The sequence below is a fragment of the uncultured Coprobacter sp. genome, assembly GCF_947855755.1.
In the GTDB taxonomy this organism is placed as follows: domain Bacteria; phylum Bacteroidota; class Bacteroidia; order Bacteroidales; family Coprobacteraceae; genus Coprobacter.
On the sequence record NZ_CANUAR010000025.1, the window covers coordinates 39884 to 65471 of the forward strand.

The 25588-nt window shown below is 38.4% G+C and carries 16 protein-coding genes; 13 read left to right on the forward strand and 3 right to left on the reverse strand.

All coding sequences use genetic code 11. The annotated features are described in order from the left end of the window. Positions 1-17 precede the first annotated feature (17 nt). The 11 genes from Q0093_RS12200 to Q0093_RS12250 all read left to right on the forward strand — a co-directional run bounded on the left by Q0093_RS12200 (position 18) and on the right by Q0093_RS12250 (position 20614). Entirely contained in the window at positions 18-4094 is a 4077-nt protein-coding gene (locus Q0093_RS12200) for a hybrid sensor histidine kinase/response regulator transcription factor (protein WP_297930853.1), read from the forward strand. 166 nt (positions 4095-4260) lie between these two features. Next, positions 4261-5097 carry a T9SS type A sorting domain-containing protein gene (locus tag Q0093_RS12205; protein WP_278714982.1) on the forward strand — a complete coding sequence of 279 codons (837 nt, stop codon included), beginning with the start codon at positions 4261-4263 and terminating at the stop codon, positions 5095-5097. Between the two features lie 32 nt (positions 5098-5129). Further along, a complete protein-coding gene (locus Q0093_RS12210) occupies positions 5130-5741 on the forward strand; it encodes a hypothetical protein (RefSeq protein ID WP_297930855.1) in 612 nt (203 codons plus the stop codon). 97 nt (positions 5742-5838) lie between these two features. Next, positions 5839-7053, forward strand: a complete 1215-nt coding sequence (locus tag Q0093_RS12215; RefSeq protein ID WP_297930857.1) for a glycoside hydrolase family 88 protein — start codon at positions 5839-5841, stop codon at positions 7051-7053. Positions 7054-7071: 18 nt separating this feature from the next. Beyond that, the gene (locus Q0093_RS12220; protein ID WP_297930859.1) at positions 7072-10263 is read left to right on the forward strand and encodes a TonB-dependent receptor; all 3192 of its coding nucleotides are present in this window, start codon (positions 7072-7074) and stop codon (positions 10261-10263) included. A 20-nt stretch (positions 10264-10283) separates the two neighbouring features. After that, on the forward strand, positions 10284-11873 hold the full coding sequence (locus tag Q0093_RS12225; protein WP_297930861.1) for a RagB/SusD family nutrient uptake outer membrane protein: 1590 nt from the start codon (positions 10284-10286) through the stop codon (positions 11871-11873). Beyond that, positions 11873-12844 carry a DUF5017 domain-containing protein gene (locus Q0093_RS12230; RefSeq protein ID WP_297930863.1) on the forward strand — a complete coding sequence of 324 codons (972 nt, stop codon included), beginning with the start codon at positions 11873-11875 and terminating at the stop codon, positions 12842-12844. Before Q0093_RS12225 ends, Q0093_RS12230 begins: the two co-directional genes overlap by 1 nt. A 12-nt stretch (positions 12845-12856) precedes the next feature. Further along, the gene (locus tag Q0093_RS12235; RefSeq protein WP_297930865.1) at positions 12857-15499 is read left to right on the forward strand and encodes a polysaccharide lyase family 8 super-sandwich domain-containing protein; all 2643 of its coding nucleotides are present in this window, start codon (positions 12857-12859) and stop codon (positions 15497-15499) included. 26 nt (positions 15500-15525) lie between these two features. Then, complete coding sequence (locus Q0093_RS12240) at positions 15526-16932, forward strand: sialate O-acetylesterase (RefSeq protein WP_297930867.1); 1407 nt, start codon at positions 15526-15528, stop codon at positions 16930-16932. A gap of 18 nt (positions 16933-16950) precedes the next feature. Further along, positions 16951-18372 carry an FAD-dependent oxidoreductase gene (locus Q0093_RS12245; RefSeq protein WP_297930869.1) on the forward strand — a complete coding sequence of 474 codons (1422 nt, stop codon included), beginning with the start codon at positions 16951-16953 and terminating at the stop codon, positions 18370-18372. Positions 18373-18487: 115 nt separating this feature from the next. Beyond that, positions 18488-20614 carry a polysaccharide lyase family 8 super-sandwich domain-containing protein gene (locus Q0093_RS12250; RefSeq protein ID WP_297930871.1) on the forward strand — a complete coding sequence of 709 codons (2127 nt, stop codon included), beginning with the start codon at positions 18488-18490 and terminating at the stop codon, positions 20612-20614. A 181-nt stretch (positions 20615-20795) separates the two neighbouring features. Here the strand turns inward: Q0093_RS12250 and Q0093_RS12255 are convergent, their stop codons facing one another. Beyond that, a complete protein-coding gene (locus tag Q0093_RS12255; protein ID WP_297930873.1) occupies positions 20796-22448 on the reverse strand; it encodes an AMP-binding protein in 1653 nt (550 codons plus the stop codon). 21 nt (positions 22449-22469) lie between these two features. Continuing rightward, on the reverse strand, positions 22470-23045 hold the full coding sequence (locus Q0093_RS12260) for a cupin domain-containing protein (RefSeq protein ID WP_294178771.1): 576 nt from the start codon (positions 23043-23045) through the stop codon (positions 22470-22472). Positions 23046-23336: 291 nt separating this feature from the next. Here Q0093_RS12260 and Q0093_RS12265 point away from each other — a divergent pair, with 291 nt between their 5' ends. Continuing rightward, the gene (locus Q0093_RS12265; protein WP_294178772.1) at positions 23337-23864 is read left to right on the forward strand and encodes a hypothetical protein; all 528 of its coding nucleotides are present in this window, start codon (positions 23337-23339) and stop codon (positions 23862-23864) included. Between the two features lie 13 nt (positions 23865-23877). Then, complete coding sequence (locus Q0093_RS12270) at positions 23878-24429, forward strand: PepSY-associated TM helix domain-containing protein (protein WP_297930877.1); 552 nt, start codon at positions 23878-23880, stop codon at positions 24427-24429. A gap of 70 nt (positions 24430-24499) precedes the next feature. On the opposite strand, the gene Q0093_RS12275 is transcribed toward Q0093_RS12270, so the two are convergent. After that, positions 24500-25558 (reverse strand): BACON domain-containing carbohydrate-binding protein, encoded by a 1059-nt coding sequence (locus Q0093_RS12275; protein ID WP_297930879.1) that lies wholly within the window; start codon positions 25556-25558, stop codon positions 24500-24502. Positions 25559-25588: the final 30 nt, after the last annotated feature.

The following is a 25588-nucleotide window of genomic DNA, read 5'->3' on the forward strand; positions in this document are numbered from 1 at the left end:
GTGCTTATAGTAGGTCTATGAAAATCTCTCAAGTATATTTGATTTTTAGTGTATTCTTTATTATCGGTTTTGGAGAAGCTTATTCTATTTTAGACAAATCTCGGTATTTGTTTCATACGTTTCCTGTATCTATCAATACACATCAAGCTGTTACGTCTATAACGAGAGACCGTCAGGGGAAAATGTGGATAACAACAGAAGATGATGTTATGAGTTTTGATGGATATTCTTTTGTGTCGTTTATTCGTAAAGTGGATAAATTGGAGAATGCCGACCGGATGATGTTTAATCGTATTATCCCTGATTATTGCGGTAATTTGTATTTATCCAGTAGATATGGTGGTCTGTTTCGGATGTCTGCTGACCAGCTTTGTTTTAAGAATTTGTTTAAAGGAAATGTTGCATTCCCATGCGAATCTTCTGATCATAAAATTTGGCTATTATATAATGAGCAACCTTTCGTGTTTGATCCTGCAACTGGTGAACTAATGAAAGTTTCCGGTATGGAACGGGAAAAAGGCAGTTGCCTGTATGTTTTTAATAATGAATTTTGGGCAGGTGGTATTGCCGGTGGAATATTCCGCTTTGATACCGATTCCCAGAGGTTTGTCCCTTTTTCTCAATTGTTTGTTAAAGATATGATTCAGAGAATTGTGAGATATGGAGATTTTGTTTATGTTTTATCTGATCATAGTGGATTATTTAAATATGATATGTCGGGAGTATTGGTACAACATTATCCTTTATCTCATGATGGCAAAACTTCTGTTTATACGAAGGATATGAATATAGATAGTCAGAATGTGATGTGGATTGGAGTACAAAACGGTCTTTTTTTGCTGGATCTTCAAAGCGGAGATGACTTTTTTTTACAGAATGATCCACATCAGTTATATTCGTTACCCTATAACTCTGTTTGGACTATATATACTAATGAAGATGGAGAGGTTTGGACTGGTACATACGGAGGAGGACTGGCATATTTTAATTATTCCGATTCTCATTATCGTTTTTTCACCCAGACGACCGAAATACCGTTAAGTTATAATATTGTCAGTTGTTTTGCCGAAGATCAAGATCATAATATTTGGATTGGAACAGAGGGGGGCGGTCTGAATCGGTTGGACAGGGAATCAGGACGTATTACTTACTATAAACATAATAGTAGGCCGGATAGTCCGGGAAGTAATTTAATAAAAAAGTTGTACTATCATCCTATTTATGGAAAACTGTATGCCGGGTTATATAGGGGAGGGCTGAATGAAATAGATCCACATACGGGTAAGGCGTTTCGTTACCGATTGCCTGACCCTTCAAAATCTTCCCGAAATTTGGACGTTTATGATTTTGAAGTTCTTAATGATAGTATTGTCTTAGTGATAGATAAAGAGAGGGGAGTGTTTTCTTGCAATATACGGCTTGGAACGACCCGCCCGTTGTTTCCTGATGAGAAATTGAAATTTTATAGTTTATATAAGACAAGAGACGGATTATTATGGTTAGCGGGACAGCAAGGTATTGTCGTGATTAATCCTAATAATCAAAAGATCGTAAAGCGTTATGATAAGTATTCTGAAAAGGGCCGGTTAAGTGGTAATAATGTATATACAATTTGTCAGACTGTTACAGGAGATGTTTGGATCGGTACGCGGGGCGATGGGGTGACAGTTATCAGTCCTCGAGGGAATGTGACTTATTATAATCGAAAAAACGGACTTGATGCCGATATTGTATATAGTATATTAGAAGATGCAGAGTTTCATGACCTTTGGTTAACAACTGATAAAGGCATGTTTCATTATGTAACGTCTTCAAAAGAGTTTGTTCGGTTTGATCTGCCTGATGCATTTGTCTCCGGATCTTTTTATCCGAATGCCCAATATAAAACGGCTTTAGGAGATTTGTTATTCGGACATACAAATGGTTTTTTGTGGATTGAACCTTCTCGAATAAAAGTAAATCGGAATAAAGCTTCAGTATATTTTACGGGGTTATATATTAATAATGTTAAGGTAGAGCCGAAAGAAAAAAATTCACCGTTAAAACAAGATATCTCAGTAACCGACAAAATTGTGTTGGATGCTTCTGATACGAATATAGCTTTTAGTTTTGCATCGTCGAATTACCTTTATCCGTCCAGAAATCAGTTTGCATGTAGATTGAAAGGTTTCGATGACAATTGGAGGGTATTGGCTCCAGGGGAGTATAAGACTTATTTTTCAGGATTATCTACCGGCCGGTATGTTTTTGAAGTGAAAGCAGCAAATAATAATGGGATATGGAATGATGCCGTTACTTCGGTAGTGGTGATAAAGAATCCGCCTGTATGGTTTACCTGGTATGCATTTGTTGCTTATTTCTCAGTTTTGGTTTTTCTGTTTTATTGGTTATGGCGCAATTCATCTCGTTTCCGGTATTTGCTTTTGCAGTTGTCGAAAGAACAGGAACAACGGATGCGGATAGAACAAACAACTGAGCAAAAAGTCTCTTTTTTCACGAATATATCTCATGAACTACGAGCGCCTTTGAGTGTGGTTAATGATTTGATTATACGTTTACGTCCCGGTTTGAGGGATAATAAAGAGTCTGAAGAGCTGTTGGGACAAATGCAATCCCAGGTTATAAGGGTAAATAATTTGCTTGATCAGTTGTTGGATATACAAACGATTGAGGGTAATTCTTTAATTATTAACTGTTTTAAGGGGGATTCTGTCACTTTTTTTCGAAAACTGTGTTCTAATTATGAGAATGTAGCGACAGGATATAATATTTCTATAATATTTAAGTCTGCTTTTGCTTCTGCAACTTTTTTGTTTGATCCGCTTATATGGGAAAAGATAATAGGTAATTTATTTATTAATTTGGTTCGTTATCTCCCTTCTGGAAATGATTTGACTTTTTCTTTGGAAGAGCCTGATACCCAGCATTTGGAGCAAAGCGGTTATTCTACGTTAGATAGCAAGAGAAAAATATCTTTAAGAATTTCAGGAAATGGAGTATTGTTATCTTTAGATGAAGCAAACGCTTTGTTTTATAGGTTCTATTCAGAAGCAGGAAATACTATTTCGGGGATAAATGCCGAATCTCGTTTAGGTTTGTCTTTGGTTAAAGAATTACTGGCATTATTGCAGGGGAATATATTTTATACTTATGTGGAGAGAAAGCTTGAATTCAATATCGTTTTTCCTGTAGAGTCCGCTCAAATGTCGTCCGTAAATTCAGAAGACTTCGATTTATCTTCTTATACTTTTTCTTATACGGCTCATTTATTGTCCGGGTTATGTCCCCAAATAAACAAGGAGGAATCGGAAACGATAGAAAAGAAAAAATATTCGATATTAATTGTCGAAAGGGATGCCGTATTAAGGAGTTATTTGACGGATATTTTGTCTTCGAAGTTTTCGGTTATTGCAGCGAAAGACGGGAAGGGAGCTTTAGAGATAGCTTTGCGGGAGAGGATTTCTGTGATACTTACAGAGATCATGATTCCTATAATCGATGGTTTTGAACTATGTAGGCAATTGAAATCCAATCCTACAACATCAAATATACCGATCATTATTTTATCCTCACGTTTATCTGAAAAAGATAAATGGAAGGGTATGGACTCTGGGGCGGACTTATATATAGAAAAGCCATTCGATTCAGCGTTATTGATTCGGCAGATACAGAATTTGATTCGAACTCTTGAAACTCAACGAATGATTTCAGGAAAAACATTGGTACCTGTGCCGACTCCCGTTTCGGTGGAATCTGCGGATAGTATTTTTTTGCAAAGAGCATTAGCGTTGATAGAGAAAAATATGGATGACCCGTCATATGATGTGGAAAATTTTGTTTTAGATATGGCAATGAGCCGTTCGTTGTTGTACAAAAAAATAAAACTGTTGACCGGACATTCTGTGAAAACGTTTATTTTAGAAATAAAGTTGAAACGAGCTGTACAGCTTTTGACCGATACGGATTTGAATATAAGTGAAATATCGGATCGAGTAGGCTTTACCGAATCTCGTTATTTCGGTACTTGTTTTAAAAAACGCTTTGGTGTGACTCCGAGCGAGTTTATAAAGGAAAAGAGAAAAGCCGATAAATAACATCTGTTTATGTGCGGTATTTGTCCATAAAATGTTTAAAAAATGGTATAACTCCGTTTTTATACATCTTATAAATATCTGTAAACCAATTCCTGTTTTTCGTACTTGATATTTGTATTGTCGGAATAGACCGATAAATAATATTAACCTTTAAATATTTTAGATTATGAAAAACAGATTACTGCTTCTTTCGGTTTTTTTATTAGCTGGAGTTATTTCTAAAGCCCAAAATTTAATTACGAATGGAGATTTTGAAAACTCGGATGGCTGGATAGTCGCTTCTCAAATGGTTAGAGGTGATGCCGCAATAGTAGATCATAGTCCTGATTTGCCGTTGGAAGATGGGGGAAGTAAGACTATGAGGCTTCATGGAAATTCAAATATTTTGACTACTGCCAAAACTTATTATAGAAGAGATGAAATAGCTGCTGCAGTAGAGAAACAGGTCTATACACTTACTTTCTGGGCAAAGGGAAAAAATGCAGAAATGGATATTTATCTTGCATTGGTAGGGAAAAATGCCGCAGGTGCGAATAAAGTTGATTTAGGAAATGGCGTGTTTACTATTCCGGCTGATGATGTATGGCGAAAATACACAAAAGTTTTAGATTACTCTTCCGGTAAAGTTATGGCCGGAACTGTAACTGATGTTTTAGAAGAAACGGAATGGGATTTTACTCAGCCTTTTACCTTTCGTATAGGTATTGCCGGTCCGCAAGATATGACGGGTAAAAATGCTTATGTTGCATTGGATAATGTGAGTATTGTTGCAGGAAATACTTCCGGTATAAAATCTTATAGCGACAATTGTGCTGGTGAAATATATGGTAGTTCTTCGGGAATTGTCGTGAACGGTATTGAAGGGAAAGTCTCTTTTTATACAGCAACAGGAAGTCTGGTAAAATCGGCATATGTTGATGGTTCTTCTTCGGTATTTGATTTGCCACAGGGGGTGTATTTGGTGCAGGTGAATGGGAATAAAGTGTATCGAGTTATACGTTAGGAAGGAGTCTTATAGATTAAAATCTAAAAGTGATGAGAAATAAATTATTATTGATTGCTGTTTTGTTAGGGGGATTATCATCTCTTTGGGCACAGGAGAATAAGTTGATGAATGCCGGATTTGAAGAAGGTACGGTAAAAAACAAACGTGGAGGGGTTGAGAATGGAGAATGGTATAAAAATAATTTGCCGAATTCATCGATAATGCCTGTTGTAAATGTTGCGTATGAAGGAGATAAATCTCTACGATTTGTTTGTAATGATAGGATCGATACTCGTTATAAAAATTTTGTAGCTCAGAAAGGTCTTCAATTAAGTCGAAAAAAAATAAAGGTGTCGTTTTATGCTCGGTCAGCTAAACCTGTAATACTGAATGTCTCTTTTGTCGGTTTTGCAGAAGGTAAAGGAAATAAATCGATTGCCGGTCGTGGTGAAAATGTCAATATAACGGGCGATAATGATTGGCATTTATACACCGTAGAAGTGGATTTGGGATCAGGAAAAATCGTTTCGGATAAGAAAACTCATAGTTTAAATTTTGATGAGCCTTTTGAATTGAGAATTGCTGTCGATGGGGGACAAGATTTCAGTCGTGCGAAATCTGTTTTTTATATTGATAACATTTCTGTAAATGAAAAAGTGTAGGTGTTAATTTTTTATTATAAAACTACCGGCTTATTCTTGTCTCATCTGATATTTGAAAGCTTGGGGATAGGTCTGAGCCGGTTTAAGATATACATATATGCAAATACTTGTTTTGAAAAAAATATGTGTTTTGATAGCTTCTTTGTTACTATTTGCGAATAATACAATTGCTCAAAAAAACAGTATGAGCAAAATTATTGATGAAGCTTTCAAAAACGCAAGTTCTCAATATGCAGGATTAATAAAAGAAATGTCTTCTACTCCGGGCCTTTTACCCCATTCTATTTTGCCGGACGGATCTTTACATCGGGTATCTCCGTCTTCTTGGGTAAGCGGTTTTTTCCCGGGATCTCTTTGGTATATTTATGAGTATACGGGAAACGTTACTGTTCGTAAAAATGCTGAGAAATTTACAACTTATCTGAAGACACAAAAAAATAATAATAAAACGCATGATATCGGTTTTATGCTTTATTGCAGCTATGGCAATAAATGGCGGTTATGCGGAAAGGATAAAGAAACAGAAGATGTCCTGTTGGCTGGAGCAAAGGCGTTAAGCTCTCGTTTTAATGTTCAAGTGGGTTGTACGCAATCTTGGGATACCGGTAAATGCGGTTGGAGTTTTCCGGTTATTATCGATAATATGATGAATTTGGAATTATTGATGTGGGCATATAAAACAAGTGGTGATCCGGTATTTAAGAATATTGCCGTCAGGCATGCCGATACGACCTTAAAAAACCATTTTAGAAAAGATAACAGTTCATATCATGTTGTCTCTTATAATCCTAAAACCGGAGCAGTAGAGAAAAAAGAGACGCATCAGGGATATAGTAACGAAAGTGCATGGGCGAGGGGACAAGCCTGGGGGCTATACGGCTATACGATGATGTATAGGGAGACCGGAAATAAGTCTTATCTCGAAATGGCCCGCAAGATCGCATCTTTTATCATTCGTCATAAAAATTTGCCTAAAGATAAAATTCCTTATTGGGACTTTGATGCACCTAATATTCCTCATGCATATCGAGATGTTTCGGCAGGTGCTATAATATGTTCGGCCCTAATAGAATTGAGTGATTATGTAAAGGCAGATGAAGCTGATGAATATCTTGCTGTCGCCGAGACGCAATTGCGCGCTTTGGCTTCTCCAGCTTATACAGCCAAGCCGGGAACAAACAAATTCTTTATTCTGAAACATTCTGTCGGTTATTTGCCCGGGAATAGGGAAATAGATGTTCCTTTGAGCTATGCCGATTATTACTATCTCGAAGCTATGCTTCGTTTCAAAGATAGAGTATTAAAGAAATAACCTAATATATGTCAGGCCATGAAAATAAACGATTATTATTGTATCTATCTACTGTCATTATTACGAAAATGGCGGTTCGTATATATGTTTTTTCTTGTTTTGTTATCCTGTGTTTCTGTTTATGCTCAGCAAAACCGTAATATTTCGGGAAAAGTAATGGATGAGAAAGGGGAAATGCTGCCCGGTGTCAGTATTATGTTAAAGGGAACTTTCCGAGGAACGATGAGTGATGCGAATGGAGCTTTTTCTATTTCTGTGTCTTCTGATACTTCGGTTTTGATATTTTCGTTTGTCGGTTATGAATCTCAAGAAATCCCTGTGAAAAAAAATAAGCAGTTGCGGGTTATTATGACCGAAGATGTGCGTCAGTTGAATGAAGTCGTAGTAATGGGATATGGATCTTTTTCCCGGAAAGATGTGACCGGATCAGTTGCGAAAGTAGACATGGACGAGCTGTCAACCATTCCGGTATCTTCTTTTAGCGAGGCTTTGGAAGGTCGTGTTGCCGGTGTACAGATACAGGCCTCTGACGGGCAACCCGGAGAGACTCCCGGAATATTGATTCGTGGAAATAATTCCTTGACTCAAGATAATTCTCCGTTATATGTCGTAGACGGTTTCCCTATGGAAGATTTTGATGCGGCTTCGATAAGTAATGATGATATAGAATCCTTAAATATTTTAAAAGATGCTTCGGCTACGGCTATTTATGGAGCTCGGGCTGCTAATGGAGTTGTGGTCATAACGACAAAGAAAGGACGGAAAAGTCGCCCGATTATATCGTTCAGTGCATCGTTGGGATGGCAAGAAATCAGCAAACAGATGGAGATGATGTCTCCGTATGAGTTTGTTCGTTATAATCTCGAACTAAAGCCGGATATTACCGAGAGACGCTATTTGTCAGGATGCAATATGACTTTGGACGATTATAAAAATATGAAAGGGATAAATTGGCAAGATGAGATACAGAATGATTGTCCTTTGCTGATGACATATAACTTGAGTATAAGAGGCGGTAATGATCGTACGAAATATTCCGTTTCCGGTTCTACTTATAATCAGAATGGAGTTATTGATAATTCCGGATATGATCGATATACAGGACGAGTTTCTTTGGATCAACGAATAAATCGCTTTTTCTCTGCCGGATTAAATGCCGGATATACTGAAATGACAAAGTTCGGACAAAACCTGGCTACGGGTGATACTGAAAGCAATTCTACGACTTATTTGCTGTATCGTACGTGGGCATATAGGCCGGTAGGAACCGGAGGCAGCTTGGATATATTGGATGAAATTGTAGATGAGGATAATTTGTCGGCAACTGATGTACGGATCAATCCGGTGCTCTCAAATGCGAATGAGTCGAGAAAGACCCGGTTAAAGGTCCTTACGACGAACGCTTATTTGGAAGCAAAACCTCTTAGCGGATTGACTATTCGGATTACCGGTGCTTTGAATAAACGGATGCAACGGCGAGAAACCTTTAATAATTCGAAAACGACACAAGGAAGTCCTTTGAATAAATTGAATACAAGAGGCCAGTGGGGATCGGTTCTCAATGATGAACGTTCGGTGTGGAGTAATGAGAATACGGTAACTTATAATAAAACATTTTCTGGCGCTCATCATTTGAATGCAGTTGCCGGATTTTCGGTACAAGGAGGAAGAAACACGACTTACGGCTCGTCTGCAATTTTAGTGCCGAACGAAGAATTGGGAATCGACGGTTTAAGTGAGGGAACACCTTACACGGTAACGTCGGATAATACGCATTATACTATGGCATCTTTTTTCGGACGTGTAAATTATAGTTTGTATTCGAGATATTTATTTACGTTTACATTCCGAGGTGACGGATCTTCTCGATTTGCACCCGGGAATCGGTGGGGATATTTTCCGTCAGGTGCATTTGCCTGGAATTTTTCAGAAGAACCGTTTATGAAAAGGGTTTCTTTTATTTCTACCGGTAAATTGAGAACAAGTTATGGAGAAACGGGCAATAATCGGGTTTCTGATTTTTCTTATTATCCTTCGATAGGATTGCCTATTGCGAGTTGTTACTCTTTCAATAACGGCACTCCAACACATGGCTTTATTCCTTCGGGGATTTCCAACTCCGAATTGAAGTGGGAAAGGACAGGTCAGTTCGATATTGGAATGGATCTCGGATTTTTTAGAGATAGAGTACAACTGACGGTTGATTGGTATCAGAAAATTACCCGGGATTTGTTACTATTGGCAGATCTTCCTTATACAATGGGTTTTGAATCGGCTTATGAAAATGTCGGAAAAATGAGAAACCGAGGATTGGAAATATCTTTGAAAACCGTAAATGTTAAAACTCGGAATTTCCGTTGGGAAAGTGATTTCAACATAAGTTTTAATCGTAATAAAATATTGTCTCTTACCGGAAATCAACGCAATCTGTATTCTTTTGTTCCTTTGAATACGAACTTTAATAATTCTCCGCTGTATGTTGCGCAGGTGGGGCAACCGACGGGAATGTTTTTCGGATATGTGTTTGATGGAATTTATCAAGAAGAAGATTTTGACCAGCCTTCACCGGGGAAATACATTCTTAAAGATAATGTCCCGACCAACGGAAATGAACGGTCGGTGATACAACCGGGTGATATCAAATATCGGGATTTAAACGGTGATGGAGTTGTCAATACTTATGATCAGACGATTATCGGTCGGGGTCAACCGTTGCATACCGGAGGTTTTAATAATACATTTACGTATAAAGGCTTTTCATTAGGTATATTCTTAAGTTGGTCTTATGGTAACGATGTTTATAACGCCAATCGTCTTTTTCTCGAAGGAAATGCTCTGGTGGCTACAGATATAAATCAGTATAAAAGTTATGAAAACAGGTGGACTCCGGAAAATAGAAGCAATAAATATTTTCGGACAGGAGGACAAGGTCCTGCAGGGTATCATTCTTCTCGTGTTTTGGAAGATGGTTCTTACCTGCGATTGCAGAATCTGACTTTCGGGTATAATTTCCCGCGGAGATGGTTGAAGAGGATATATCTCAGTTCTTTAAATTTGAGTTTTACAGCAAGAAACTTAGTGACATTTACAGGGTATTCGGGGATGGACCCGTCTGTTTCTACAAGAAGCAGTATTTTGACACCTTCATTCGATTATTCGGCCTATCCTTCGGCTAAATCATTTATGTTCAGTTTGAAAACGACATTTTGAAACTTTAAATTTAGAATAGTATGAAATATAAATATTATATTCTTGTAGCCTGTCTTTCGGCTTTTTTATCATCATGTTCAGATTTTTTGGATACAGAGCCGGATGATTTTTTGTCGTTGACTTATTACGAAACGGAGGATCAGTTGGAATATGCATTAGCCGGTGTTTATGATATTTTGGGAAATACGGCTTTCTATGGTCAGCAGTATATCTGTCGTATGGGAAATGAGGCTGATGAAGGTTATTTTAACCGGGAAGAGGTAATGGAAGGTCCTCAAGTATATAATTTTTCTACTTCCGATAATATAGTACAAGGACTGTGGAAAATTTTGTATGACGGAATTAATCGAGCCAATCTCGTATTAGCGAGCCTTGAACGGAAACCTGCTGTCGATCCTTTATTGGCAGACCGGATAAAGGGCGAAACTCTTTTTTTGAGAGCATATTATTATTTTATTTTAGTAGAACATTGGGGCGATGTTCCTTTGATATTGTCTCCTACTGTTGATCTCAAAAATAAAGAAGTCGGGAGAACTCCTTCGGAAAAGGTATATGAACAGATTATCGGAGATATGGATTTGGCTGAAGATTTGGTTCAGTCGGCTACGGAAGCAGGATTCGGCGGTCGGGTCACGAAATCTGCGGTACGAGGTATTTTAGCTCGGGTTTGTCTGCGTATGGCCGGTAATCCGTTAAATGATGAAAGTCGTTATGCCGAAGCTCGTTCGTGGGCAAAAAAAGTAATAGACGATACAGAATCAGGTCATCGTTTACATCCGGATTATAGTCAGGTATTCATCAATTATGCACAGGATAAATATGACATAAAAGAGAGTATTTGGGAAGTGGAGTTTTGGGGTAATGCCCAAAATTCTTATCGTGAGACGGGGCGTGTCGGAGCTTGGCTGGGTTTGCGTAGTGAGAGCGAGGAAATGGGGTTGGCCTATGGGCATATAAGTGCTACAGCATATCTTTACCGTTTATATGATACGGGTGATTTGCGAAGAGATTGGGCAATCGCACCTTATACATACGGTAAGGACGGCTCTCATATTCCGCGTCCGGAAGCCGTAGGTTTTGATGCATGGAAACGTTATTGCGGTAAATGGCGTCGGGAATATGAGACTGTTTATCCGAGAGCGAATAATGCTACTTCACAAAACTTTCCGTTGTTGCGTTATTCCGATGTCTTATTAATGTTTGCTGAAGCTGATAATGCTGTAAATCATGGCCCTACTCAGGAGGCTTATAATGCTATAAATCTTGTGCGTCGCAGGGCTTTCGGGTTATTGGATGTAAACGGTAAAACCGATCTGACACAACCGGAATCCTGTGATTTATCAGGACTCAATGAGACATCTTTCCAAGAGGAAATTATGAATGAACGTTCTCGGGAGCTATGTTTTGAGGCATTGCGAAAACAAGATCTTATCCGATGGGGTAAGCTTGTCGAAAATATGAAAAATATAGAAAATTTGATCGATATGGAATATAGCGGGCAATTTTTTGTATTAGCTTTCCGGAATGTATCACAAAGGCATCTTTTGTTCCCTATTCCGGCACGAGAAATGATTTTAAATAAAAAGTTGACTCAAAATCCTCAATGGTAATGGAAAAAATAAGTATAAATCTAAAAGAGATATTTAGAGCCTCTGTATATATCGGTTCATTGTTTTGGGGGCTGATTGGGGTAACTGCTTGTGATCCTCAGATGGAATTGAGCGGTGATGTAGAAGATTTTACGGTTACATTGCTTACGCCTAAAATAAAGGCCGGCGAACAGGCTGTATTTGAGTTTACCGGAGATCCTGATATTATTTCTGTATTTACCGGTGAAGTATATAGCGAATATTCTTGTCGAGAGCATCGTATATTGGAGAGTGGAGATTATAATCTGTCTTTCAGTACAGCGACTAAGTATGGAGTCCAGGAGAATCATTTTTCGATATTGATTTCATCAGACTTTAACGGAAACTATTCGGATATATCACATGTGAAAGCTGCTACATGGACTGATATAACCGATCGTTTTACGATAGCTACGGGTAATACGAACGGGACTTATGTCAATTCGGGAACTTTAAAGATGAATGAATTTATGGAAGAAGGTAAACCTGTATATATAGGATTACGCTATGTTAATCAGGCTACGGCGATAGCCGGGGCTTGTCGAACATGGTATGTTCGGGATTTCCAGTTATCGACGAAGACTAATTTATTCGGAGAACAAGTTATTGCTGATATGTCATCAGCAGGGTTTTCATTAGTTGATGCCGGAATTGGGGGAGCTTGCCGTTCGACGATTTTATCGGTTATAACATTGCTTGGACCGGCAGGTACTTCATCGCAGGAAGCAAGTGAGAATTGGATGATAACAAAACCTTTAGTTCGCCAATCGCAGATAGATTTAGGTCCGGATCGTCCTACACCGTTGAAAGGCATGACCGAGCAACGCTTGTCGGAGTATAAGTATATTTATAAAGAACCGGGTAAGTATAGAGTGACTTTTGTCGCAACTAATGCCAATGCCGACCGTTCTCAAACTGTTGTGAGAGAAGTAGAAATTGAAGTAGAACCTTAAAATCAGACTACTATGAGTATGAATACCATGATAAAAAAAGGTTTTTGTTTAGTATTTGCGTTCTGTTTACCGTTGTCTATATTGGCTTTGGATTTAAACGATTTACGTCTTAATTGGTATAATGAGTTGACTGGGTATCCCTATGATCCGGAAGTAATAGAAATTAAAAATAAAATTACCAGTTTGACTTCGGCCGGAAAAAAGCAGTGGGATGCGATGATTAAAGATTCCGGCAGATCTCGGTTATGGAACGATCTTTCATATGGCAGTTCTGCCGATATAACTGAATCGTATGATCGGTTGCAGAGCATGGCTCTGGCTTATAATTTGGACGGATCGGACTTGTATCGGAATGAGCAATTGAAATCGGACATTCTTTCGGCTTTGGAATGGATGTATATGAATCAGTATAACGAAAGTACCAATGATTCGGGACAAAATTGGTGGGATTATAAAATTGGAGCTCCTCTCAGGTTGAATAATGTCATTGTTTTGATGTATGATAATATGCCTCCCGATTTACGGAACAAGTATTTGCTTCCGGTATTTCATTTTTGTCCGGATGTAGGATATTACACAGGTGCTAATCTGGCGTGGATAGCGACGGTTATTGCTGTACGGGGCATTATTTCCGGTAATGAAACGGATGTTATTTATGCTCGTAATAGTCTGAATCCTTTGTTTGATTATGTAACTCAAGGTGACGGGTTTTATGAAGACGGTTCGTTTATACAGCACGAACGTCATCCGTACACAGGTGGTTACGGAACATCGTTGTTAGCTACTTTAACCGACTTGATGATATTATATCATGGTTCTTCTATCGATTTTTCTGAAGAGAATAGAAATGTGGTTTCCGAATGGATATGGAGAGCTTTTGAGCCTCTTGTATTTCGGGGAGGCATGATGTCTATGGTAAGAGGGCGGGAGATTGCCCGATCTGCTACTACAGACCATAAAAGGGGACGTTCATTGGTACAGATTCTGATGCGGTTGCGGTATTTACTTCCTGAAGAGAGTTCTTTGAGGATTGCTTCTTTGGTAAAAGACTGGTTGATTTCTGATAAAACTTTTTCGGATTATTATGCGTACATGAATTCTATTCGAGCGATTAAAGAAACAAAAGCGTTGATAGAAAATACCGATATTCCTATACGGGAGGTTTACGAAGTTTATCGTCAATTTCCTTGTATGGACAGAGCAGTGCAGCATCGTCCGACGTATGCGGTAGGAATATCCATGTATTCTTCCCGTATATATAATTATGAGAATACCAATCGTGAGAATATCAGAGGATGGCATAATGCCGATGGTGCAGTTTATTTATATACTCCGGATCAGAACCATTATGAGGGAAATTTTTGGGCAACCGTAAATCCGTATCGTATATCAGGAACGACTGTGGCCGAAAATTCTACGGCAAAGGCTAAAACTTTGTCTGAAAAATCATGGGTAGGAGGAGTCGGTATTTCCGGAAAATATGGTTGTTCCGGCATGTTCTATGAATCGAAAGATCCGGTGGTGAGTGCTAAAAAATCATGGTTTATGTTTGATGATGAGCTGGTCGCATTAGGTGCCGGCATTACAAATAAAAGTCAGGTGAACGTGTGTACTTATATCGATCAGCGAAAATTGGTTTCGGATAACCGAAATGTTTTTACAGTAGACGGTGTAAAGCAAAATGCATTATTCGGATCGGATACAGCTCCGTTGAATTTGACCGGTGTTACTTGGGCGCATTTGTCCGGAAAGTATTCTGGAATGGAAGTCGGTTATTATTTCCCGGAATCTATGGATTTGAAAGCAATACGGCAACAACAAACAGGATCATGGAGAGATATAAATGAAGGTGGTAGTACGGCGGTACAGAAAGATTATTATTTGACTTTATGGAAAGAGCATGGGAATTGTTCGGATGATACTGATTCGGATGAAAATCGTTATAGTTATGTACTGATCCCGTCGTGTACTACTTCTCAGTTAAAAAATTACTGTTCCGATCCTGATATAAAAATATTAAGCAATACGTCATCCGTACAAGCAGTAATGGAAAAAACATTGGGGATAATAGGCGCGAATTTTTGGAACAATTCGACTTCTCAATATGTCGCTATAGATGGTGTTCCTTTTTTATATTGTGATAAAAAGGCTTCGGTTATTGTACGTGAAGGAAAAAACGAGATTGAGGTTTCCGTGTCAGATCCGACAATGTTGAATACCGATGAAATTATGATACGGTTGGTTTCTTTGGCTGCCGGATCGATCATAAGAAAAGATGAGCGGGTAACTGTTCTTTCTTATGAACCTTTGGTTTTGAGTTTTAATGTAAGAGATTTATCGGGGAAAGGGTTGAATGCCGTTTTTCAAAAAAAAGAACTTTCATCTGTCGAACGGATACAGACCGATACGGTTTCTTTTGACCTGAAGTATGTTTCTGAGAAAGGAGATATAAATCTTTCGGTATATTCTCCTAAAGAACAAAAAGCTTTGTTCAGAGTTACGGATATGAATGGGAGATTATTTGTCGAGCGGGAACTGTCTCTTGTTTCCGGAATGGAAAATTATCATCTCCCTTCGAAGTATTTCTCTTCAGGGTGTTATCTGCTTTCATTGATTTTATCGGACAGGGTTATCAGTAAAAAATTTATCCGATAGGGAAACTATTATAAAATAAGAAGTCTATGAGTCGATTTATTTTATTATGTATAACCGGCATTTTGTCTTTCTCTGTTGTTCATGCAGAATTGAAACTTGCATCTCTGTTTTCTGATAATATGGTTATTCAGAGAGATTCCTATGTGCCGGTCTGGGGTTTTGCAGATCCGATGACCGAAGTTGCGGTACGAGGATCTTGGTGTAAACAGTGGAGTAGGGTAACTTCTGATTCGGTGGGTAAATGGAAAGTATATATAAAGACGCCTCCTGCCGGAGGACCATTTTCTATTTGGTGTAAAAGTAAATCCGGTAAGGCAGAAGTGCGGAATGTTCTTTCGGGTGAAGTGTGGTTATGTGGAGGTCAGTCGAATATGGAAATGACGGTCAGAGGAAGTTTAAACCAACCTGTTCTACATGCAAATGATATTCTTATGGATGCTGAAAATGAACAAATTAGGCTAATACGTATAGCTCGTAATGCACAGTTGGTTACTCAAGATACCTGTAGAGGGCAATGGAAAACGGCATCTTCCGTATCGATCAGGTATTTTAGTCTTGTCGGTTATTTGTTTGCAAAAACTTTACAAAAACAACTTAAAGTTCCGGTAGGAATGATTGAAACTTCTTGGGGCGGTTCAGCAATACAGCCGTGGATGAGTAGGGAGAGCTTAGAATCGATGAATATTTCTGTCCCGGATGATTTCCGTAATTTTAAAGTGCATCGTAGAGCACCCTCTTCTTTATATAATGGAATGGTTGCTCCGATTGCCGGTTTTGGGATACGGGGTTTTCTGTGGTATCAGGGTGAATCGAACGTGGAAGATCCGAATTTGTATAGAAGATTACTTCCTGAAATGGTAAAAGATTGGCGTAAATCATGGAATAACGATACTTTACCTTTTTATTATGTTCAGGTTGCTCCGTATGATTATCCGAATGGGAATGGTGCATTGCTACGAGAGGCGCAGTTGAAAGCATATAAGAATATTCCGTATAGCGGTATGGTTGTCATTACAGATGCCGGAATCGAAAAGTGCATTCATCCGTCAAATAAATCTATTGTAGCAAAAAGGTTGGTCTATTGGGCGATGAATCGGACATACGGGAAACGTGCTATAGCCTGTGATTTCCCGGAGCTGGATTCTTATGTTGTAAAGGATGGTAAAATGCTACTTCAGTTTAAAAATGCTCCGAACGGACTGACATCGTATAATAAACCGATTACGCTTTTTGAGGTCGCTGGAGAGGATAGGGTATTTTATCCTGCAAAAGCTGTAATTGGCAAAGAAAAGGGTATTGTAGTTTGGAACGATCAAGTAAAGAATCCGGTTGCAGTGCGTTATGGATTTAAAAGTTGGATTAAGGGAGAATTATATAGTACGGAGGGGATTCCTGTTCCTTCATTCCGTACAGATAATTGGAATGTTGAATAATTTAATGTAAAGAAAAATATGGAAGAAAATAGAATATCACGTCGGAATTTTGTGAAACAATTGGGTATAATGGGTGTTGCCGTATCGGGAATTGCATCTGTTTCTGCTGCGTTGCCCGTTAATTCAGAGGATAGAAAAAAAATGTCTTTAAAAAAATGTTCTGTCCCGATATCAGAGGGTTGGGATGTAATTGTTGTCGGAGGAGGACCTTCTGGATGTACTGCTGCTATTGCCGCAGCAAGGGAAGGAGCGAAGACGCTTTTAATTGAATCTACGGGAATGCTGGGAGGCATGGGTACTGCCGGATTGATGAATGCTTGGTGTCCTTTTACAGATGGTGAAAAAATAATTTATAACGGATTGGCTGAAAAGGTGATGAGGGCTGCTAAAAAAGGTGTACCTCACGTCCCGGAAAACAATTATAACTGGTTACCGATAAATACTGAGCAGTTGAAAAGGGTATATGATGAAATGGTTTTGAGTTCGGGAGCTTCTGTATTGTTATTTACCCAGTTATCTGCTGTGGAAATGAAAAATGATGAAATGATAGATTCGATTATCGTGTCGAATAAAGCCGGATTGACAGCATATAAGGCAAAAGTATATATTGATTGTACTGGAGATGGAGATATGGCAGCTTGGGCTGGAGCAGATTTTCTGCATGGAGATGAGTCGGAAAAAGTACAGTCTGCAACACTCTGTTTTTCTATGGCGAATGTGAATCAGCAAAATTATAATAAAGCTCGTTATACGATAGAGGGTGCTAAACCGCAAAGTCCCATTCATAAGATTTTGGCTTCGGGTAAATATCCTTTGATTCCTGATTCGCATTTTAATGTAAAGATGTCAGCTCCCTCCTTTTTGATGTTTAATGCAGGGCATATACAGGTGAATAGTACCGACCCTCTGGATCTTTCGGACGCAATGATGCGGGGACGGCAGTTAGTGAAACAAATGGATGAAGGTTTACATGAGTTTGCTCCGGAAATTTTCGGTGATTCTTATCTTTCGGCGACGGGATCGTTATTGGGATTGAGAGAAAGCCGTCGTATTGTGGGTGATTATCTATTTACGATAGATGATTGGCTGGCACGAAGATCTTTTGATGATGAAATAGGACGGAATTGTTATTATATCGATGTTCATAAAAAGAACAAGAAAAAGCGTTATCCTCGTTATTCCAAAGGGGAATCTCACGGGATTCCGTATCGTTGCCTTACTCCTAAGAAATTGAAAAATGTTTTGGTAGCAGGTCGTTGTATATCTACAGATGAATATGCTTTTGGCAGTTTGCGGGTTATGCCGGCTTGTTTGGTGACTGGTGAAGCTGCCGGATTAGCTGGGGCTTTGGCTGCCCGTTCCGTAAAACCGGATGTGCATGAAGTTGATGTAACTTTATTGCGGAAACGCTTAAAAGAGGAAGGACAGAATATACGGTAATCTGGCATAGAAAATCGAGTTTATAAAATTGTATTATGAGAACTTTTGAAAATTGATATAAATGGGAGGTTGCCCTTATAAAATATTGTCTATTTTTTTCTTTTTTCTCTTCAATATGGCGTATGCTGAAGATATACAAATTTGTAAGAAGAATCTGATAGAATGGCATACGAGTTCATTATATGAAGATGAAAAAATAGTATCTGAGATTATTCGTTTGACAGATAACGGTTCATATATTGATCAGTCTGTTAAGGAATTGTATCTGAATATTCTTTTACCTTATGATACAGTAGAACATTGGGTTGTTTCGCAGTTACCGGATGGAAGTTGGCCGGATATAAATTATGAAGACCGAAGTGCAAGTCTTTGGCTTCCGTCTTTTCATGTAGCTCGTCTTTTTCATTTGGCGAAAAGCTATTGTGCAGTGAAATCTGGTCAGTACCATCAAGATAAGGTACTAAAAGCATTTTTATCGGGATTGGGTTATTGGTGTAATTACGAAAATACTTCTACAAATTGGTGGTTTACCGATATCGGAATTAATAAAATGCTCGGACCTGCATTGTTGATGATGGAAGATTATTTGTCCGAGGATTTAAGAAGTAAGGCACTTGAACAGTTGTGCCGTTCTCATATAGGCAAGACCGGACAAAATAAAGTTTGGTTAGCAGGAAATGTTGTCTATAAAGCGTTATTTGAGGAAGATAAAACCGAATTGGAGTTGGCTCGAGATGTAATAGTTTCGGAAATATATCTAACGATGGGAGATGGGATACAACCCGATTATTCATATCATTTGCATGGCCCTCAGTTACAATTTGGTAATTATGGCCTTGCTTATGCTTTGAGTATGACGTACTGGGCCTGTATTTTTCGGGATACAAAATTTTCTTTTACTGAGAAACAGATTGGAATATTGGGAGATTACCTGTTAAAAGGGTTGGAGCGTGTTATATGGAATGGTAGAATGGATTTTAGCGCTTGCGGTCGTCAGCTATTTAAGAATGTTCAAAGAGGAAAGGCCTTGGCATTGGTACAGGCTTTGTCCGATATTTCTCATGTCGATCGTGAGCGGGCTTGTCAATATAAAAAATCGTACAGTTCTATTCTTGCTGAATCCCAGAATTGTGATTCTTTCGGAACTTATGCTTTTTATCGGTCGGACATGCTGGTTAGTAAAACTCAAAAAGCTTATATCTCCGTGAGATTTTCTTCTCCTCGTGTCATTGCTACGGAGACAGGTAATAAAGAGAATCTGAAAGGATATTATTTAGGAGACGGTGTGACGACTTTAATGCGAGATGGGAAAGAATATGAGAATATATTTCCGGTTTGGGATTGGCGTCTCTTGCCCGGTATAACCGTACCTGTAAATTATGGGAATTTACCTTTATTAGGATGGAAAGGGTATCGTAATGGGAATGCGTTTTCCGGCGTGATAGCTGATGGAGAAAACGGTATTGCCGCTTTTTCTCTCGATCGTGACGGAGTAACGGGGAAAAAGGGGTATTTTTTGTTCGGAGATTTATTTGTATGTTTGGGAAATGGTTTAAGTAGCTCCAAAGGTGATTCTTTACAGACAACGATAAACCAAACATATTATGCCGGTAATTGTACCATAAACTTTGAAGGGAAAACATCTGTTCTGAAAAATGATATTTTTGAGTTGCCTCCAGAAAGTAGCTGTCGGGTTAGTCATGGTGGCTGGGATTATTGTATTCTTCCAGGACAAAAAGGACGTATTTTTGTAAAAAAGAGTTTTGGTAATTGGCATGAAATAGCTGCATTTTACGGCATGTCCGGACAATCTGCAAAAATATTTACTTGTGTTTTAGATAATCATCAGGGATGTTATGCTTACATGGTAACACCTTCCGATAAAAGTAGTCGGAAAGCATTTTCGTCAGTGGATATTTTAAGCCGGACCGAAGAGTGCCAAGCTGTAAAACAAAAAAACAATAATCTCATATCAGCTATATTTTATAAACCGGGTTTGCTTCATCTCGATGCTTATTGCGATTTTATTGCAGTAACTCCGGCATTATTTATACTCCGGCCTTATAAAGATGGTTGGAAAATAACGATGTCCGATCCTACGCAGCAATTAAAAGCAATAGTTTTTGAAATTTCCGGAAAGTATTCAGGCGGAGTTTATATCCCAAAGGAAAACCGTACTCGTTTTACTGTTGGCTGTCCTCAAGGTAAATATGCAGGTTCAGGAGTCTCTATTACGTTATAGTTATGGATATAAGAAAAAGAGTCTGTCGTCTAAATTTCTAGTAAAGAAATTCTCAAAGTTGATGAGAGTAAATTTAACAAGCTGTCCCTATCATATTTGAAAAATCCTTTTGTCTGTTCTTCTGTTAAGAATAGGCAGACAAAAGGATATCATCAAATTATAGGTAGATGGAAAAGCTTTTTCAGTCGGGAGTAATACCTTGTTTCTTTAATAGTTCGAGTCCCAAATCTTTTAATTTATATTTTTGTATTTTTCCGCTACCTGTTAATGGGAATTGATCTATAAAGAAGATATATTTAGGTATTTTATGTCGTGAAATTTTCCCTTTACAGAAGTCTTTTACATCGCAGTCATGCAGGCTTTCGCCCTCTTTCAGTATAATGAACGCTCCGACTTCTTCTCCGTATTTCTTTGAGGGTACGGCAGCAACTTGTACGTCTTTGATCTGTGGGATCTGATACAAGAATTCTTCAATTTCGCGTGGATATATATTCTCCCCGCCTCGAATAATCATATCTTTGATGCGTCCGGTAATTTTATAATTACCTTCCGGTGTTTTTATTCCCAGATCTCCGGAATGCAGGAATCCGTTTTTATCGATAATGGCAGCTGTGGCCTCCGGCATTTTGTAATATCCTTTCATGATATTGTATCCTCGACAACACATTTCCCCTTGTACTCCTACCGGGCATTCTTCAAGGGTTTCCGGATCTATTACACGCACTTCTACTCCGGGAAGATCGCTTCCTACTGTCGATGCTCTGACTTCGACCGGATCATCGACCTTACTTTGAGTCATGCCCGGCGATGTTTCTGTCAGTCCGTAAACACTTGTGATTTCTTTCATATACATTTTGTCCATTACTTCCCGCATAAGCCATTCGGGACACAGAGATCCTGCCATAATTCCCGTGCGCAGAGATGAAAGGTCGAACATGCTGAACATCGGGTGATTCAACTCGGCAATAAACATTGTCGGGACACCGTATAGCGCAGTGCATCGTTCTTTATGAACCGAGGCCAGTACTATAAGCGGATCGAATCGTTCAAGCATTACGGCACACCCCCCGTTGGTGACGATGGCCATAATACCTAGTACGATGCCGAAACAGTGGAAAAGAGGTACGGGAAGGCATACCCGGTCGTTTTCAGTAAATTTCATGCATTGTCCTATACAATATCCGTTGTTCGTGATATTGTGGTGAGTAAGCATTACTCCTTTGGGGAAACCTGTAGTCCCCGAAGTATATTGCATATTTACTACATCATAACAGTTGAATTTCTGTTTTTGGGCTTCCAATTTTTCATCGGTTATGGTATTTCCCAATAAAAGAAGTTCTGCTGTATTGTACATGCCCCGATGTTTCTCCTGTCCGATATAAACGACATTGCGCATATAGGGGAACTTATTACTTTTCAAATGTCCCCGTTGTGAGGTTTTCAATTCGGGGAGCATTGTATAAGTCATGTCGATGTAATCGCTGTCGAATGTACCATTGGAAATGCATAATGTGTGAATATCGGCATTTTCTACCAGATATTCCAGCTCATGTTGTTTGTAGTTCGTATTTACAGTAACCAGAATTGCTCCGATTTTGGCAGATGCAAACAGAAATGTGAGCCAATCGGGTACGTTCGTTGCCCAAATACCGACTTTAGAGTCTTTTTCAACTCCTATAGCCATCATCCCTTTGGCAAGATTATTTACACGTTTGTTGAATTCCGAGTAAGTAAAACGCAAATCTCGGTCCGAGTAAACGATAAATTCTTTATCAGGTGTTTTTTCTACCCAATATTCGAGAAAATCTCCTAATGTTTTTTCAAATAATTGCATAGTCTGAAATTTTAGCGGTTTTTAGGCAGGAACATAAACTACAGCGAGAATACTGGCTGTTTGGTTATTATAAGCATGTACGTGATGAGGCACGATAGAGTCGTAATAAATGCTATCACCTTTTTTCAGAACGTATGTTTCGTTACCGTAATTGATTTCTATTTCTCCATCTGTAACCATGATGAATTCCTCTCCTTCATGTGAAGACATTTCATATTCGTTTGTCGGGGCTGGAGCTATGTTTATAAAAAAAGGCTCCATGTGGCGGTTCGATTTCGATTTTGACAAAGAATAATATTCCATGTGTCTGGATGCATTCGGAGTATTTGTTGAGAAACTGATGCTTTTTTCCTCTTGCATATTTCGACATATTACAGGACCAAGCTCTTCCTGATCATCAAGGAATGTTCCTAACCGTACTCCCATAGCCCGGGCTATTTTTAGCAACGGGGCAAGTGCCGGTAAGTCGATATTGTCTTCTATTCGGGCAACCTGTTCTTCGCTTAATCCGGCTTGATCGGCTACCTCTTTACGGCTCATATTTTTATTTTCCCGAATCGTTTGTATTTTATAGCCAACGGTCTTGTTATTTTTCATAACTCACTATTATATTGTATGTTTTTATGATGTAATTTGCAATAATATGAAATAATTATTGGCAAAAATAAGAAAAACTTTAATTTGAGTGAAAGAATATACGGAATTTTTCCTAAATAAATTACTGAAAATCGTTTTATCGAGTTTTTTATTTTTCGGATTTGATGTTTGGAAAAATATGATTGCCGATATTTTATATTGAAATTAATTAAGTAAGTAGTATATTTGTAGTGTATAAATATTTATTATGCAGAAATAAATCAAAACTCATTCTGATAAATAAAAAATAAAATGAAAGTAGTAAATTTATGTGTATCATTATTGGTACTCTCTTTTATCGTAGCGTGTCAGCCCAAAACGACATCTTCTGATCAATTGGCAGACGAAGTATATCAGGTAGATAGTCTGTTGTTTTTGCAAGATTCTTTGATCGGTGACACAGTAGAACTGGAAGGTTTTTGTATCGATGTTTGCGGACATGGAGGTTCTCATATTACTTTGATGGGAAGCGATACGACTCAGATTGTCAATGTCGAGGCCGGGTCTCAGATCGGTTCGTTCAGCAACGACCTGAGAAATAATAATGTTCGTGTAAAGGTCGTTATTAATGAACAACGAGTGGATGAAGCTTTTCTTTCTGACTGGGAACACCGTTTAGATGAAAGTTTGAAGACTCCGCAAGGTAATCCTGAAGCTGTAGCAATGTTGAAACAGCAAATTGCTGAAATTCGGGCAGCAATAGCAGAACGTACCGAAAAAGAAAACAAGAATTATTATAGTCAATATCATATCGTTGCTTCAGAATATGCCGTCCAATAATTTTTCTGCTAAGATGCGCAAATGGTTTCGGATCATTCATCGGGATCTTTCCTTTATTTTTGCCGGGATAATAATTGTTTATGCGGTTTCGGGTATTGCATTGAACCATAAACGTGATTTTAATTCGGATTATCGGATTTCTCGTTCTGAAGTTATATTGAAAGGCGATTTTCCGAAACAGGAAAAAGTGTCGAAAGAAGAGACTTTGGTTTTACTTAAGCAAATCGGTGAAGAGAATGCTTATATGAAACACTATTATTTCGGAGATCAGCAGATGAAAGTCTTTTTGAAAGGAGGTTCTTCTTTAGAAGTCGATATGAATACCGGTAAAGCTTTATATGAATCGGTAAAAAAACGTCCGATATTGAGTGCTTTCAATCGTTTACATTATAATCCGATGCGTTGGTGGACATGGTTCTCCGATGTGTTTGCCGTGTCTCTGATTATTATAACGATTACCGGATTGTTTATGAATAAAGGAAATAAGGGAATTATCGGTCGGGGAGGAATCGAATTTATAATAGGGATTTTGATTCCCGTTTTGTTCCTGATTTATTTAAGCTGATATAGACTTGGTATTATAAAAAAGCGTTCGTTTACAATAAACGAACGCTTTTTTATAATAGGGAAAAATATTAGTTGGCTTTCTGAACTACCGGGATGCGGAAAAGTTCTACATCACCGCCTTTTAATACAACATCTAATTTGCGATCTGTACCTGTGGTATTAGCAGATTTGGGAGATATAACAACATTCCCGTATATTCCGTAACTTGCATTTAACCAAGATTCTTCTTCTGTTATAGGATTTGATGTTCCGGCAGTACAAATTGCTACATCGATGCTTCCGTTTGCTTCGATACCGTATTCAACTCTGCTTGTGCTGATATCGCTAGCATTGAAACTCAATAATGTATTGTTTGCGATTGTTGTTTCCCAATCTGCGTCCCAAACCGTAATTTCTGTTGCAGGCTTGGGATTTTGCATGATAGAAATACTTACCGGTTCTGCTGTTCCGGCACTGATATTTAACATTATATTTCTCATCATACCGGTTTCATTCGCTTGAGTAAATTGAATTTCAACCGTTTCTCCACTGCGTCCGCTTGTTTTATTGATACTGTACCAAGGAATGTAACTATCATCCCAATCATTATAATCTTCAATTTCTATGTTCCAGCGTGCGGCATTTGTCTTAATGATAAAACTGAACGGAGCACCGTCTTTATAAGGTGCGGTATAAGAGTATATATCGTTTACCATAGGTACACCTGAGAGTGTAATAGTGTTTTGAGTATCAGTTCCTAATTGGGTTATTGTAAATTCAACAGGTTCTGCACCGGGTACGGTAATTTTGAATGTCGCCGTTCTGTCGTTGCTTTCGGTATGAATACCCGCCTTTACCGAAATAGTCGTATTATTCAATACTTTGGCAGTACACCAAGAACCGTTATTTTCGACAGCTTCTACTTTGATTAATTCTGCAGGAGCGTTTGTCGTAATGTGAACGACCGTGTCGACCAATTGGTCGGTAGGAAGTTCTAATAAAGCATCGTCTTCAGATGCTAAAGACAGAGTGTAATTTACTTCTTCTCCTTTTTTGTCGTCATCGTCATCTGAACAACTGTTCAGTGTAAATGAAAATGTTACTGCTAATAAGGCGATAGCTAAAAATTTCAGATCAGTAATTTTCATAGATCATTTATTATTTAGTTAGTAAATAGG

What these genes read in the sequence shown, in the direction of transcription:
- Q0093_RS12245 (WP_297930869.1), top strand. Translation starts at nt 16,951, where the DNA reads ATGGAAGAAAATAGAATATCACGTCGGAATTTTGTGAAACAATTGGGT.
- Q0093_RS12235 (WP_297930865.1), top strand. Translation starts at nt 12,857, where the DNA reads ATGAGTATGAATACCATGATAAAAAAAGGTTTTTGTTTAGTATTTGCG.
- Q0093_RS12250 (WP_297930871.1), top strand. Translation starts at nt 18,488, where the DNA reads ATGGCGTATGCTGAAGATATACAAATTTGTAAGAAGAATCTGATAGAA.
- Q0093_RS12265 (WP_294178772.1), top strand. Translation starts at nt 23,337, where the DNA reads ATGAAAGTAGTAAATTTATGTGTATCATTATTGGTACTCTCTTTTATC.
- Q0093_RS12240 (WP_297930867.1), top strand. Translation starts at nt 15,526, where the DNA reads ATGAGTCGATTTATTTTATTATGTATAACCGGCATTTTGTCTTTCTCT.
- Q0093_RS12215 (WP_297930857.1), top strand. Translation starts at nt 5,839, where the DNA reads ATGCAAATACTTGTTTTGAAAAAAATATGTGTTTTGATAGCTTCTTTG.
- Q0093_RS12260 (WP_294178771.1), bottom strand. Translation starts at nt 23,045, where the DNA reads ATGAAAAATAACAAGACCGTTGGCTATAAAATACAAACGATTCGGGAA.
- Q0093_RS12220 (WP_297930859.1), top strand. Translation starts at nt 7,072, where the DNA reads ATGAAAATAAACGATTATTATTGTATCTATCTACTGTCATTATTACGA.
- Q0093_RS12255 (WP_297930873.1), bottom strand. Translation starts at nt 22,448, where the DNA reads ATGCAATTATTTGAAAAAACATTAGGAGATTTTCTCGAATATTGGGTA.
- Q0093_RS12205 (WP_278714982.1), top strand. Translation starts at nt 4,261, where the DNA reads ATGAAAAACAGATTACTGCTTCTTTCGGTTTTTTTATTAGCTGGAGTT.
- Q0093_RS12270 (WP_297930877.1), top strand. Translation starts at nt 23,878, where the DNA reads ATGCGCAAATGGTTTCGGATCATTCATCGGGATCTTTCCTTTATTTTT.
- Q0093_RS12225 (WP_297930861.1), top strand. Translation starts at nt 10,284, where the DNA reads ATGAAATATAAATATTATATTCTTGTAGCCTGTCTTTCGGCTTTTTTA.
- Q0093_RS12200 (WP_297930853.1), top strand. Translation starts at nt 18, where the DNA reads ATGAAAATCTCTCAAGTATATTTGATTTTTAGTGTATTCTTTATTATC.
- Q0093_RS12275 (WP_297930879.1), bottom strand. Translation starts at nt 25,558, where the DNA reads ATGAAAATTACTGATCTGAAATTTTTAGCTATCGCCTTATTAGCAGTA.
- Q0093_RS12230 (WP_297930863.1), top strand. Translation starts at nt 11,873, where the DNA reads ATGGAAAAAATAAGTATAAATCTAAAAGAGATATTTAGAGCCTCTGTA.
- Q0093_RS12210 (WP_297930855.1), top strand. Translation starts at nt 5,130, where the DNA reads ATGAGAAATAAATTATTATTGATTGCTGTTTTGTTAGGGGGATTATCA.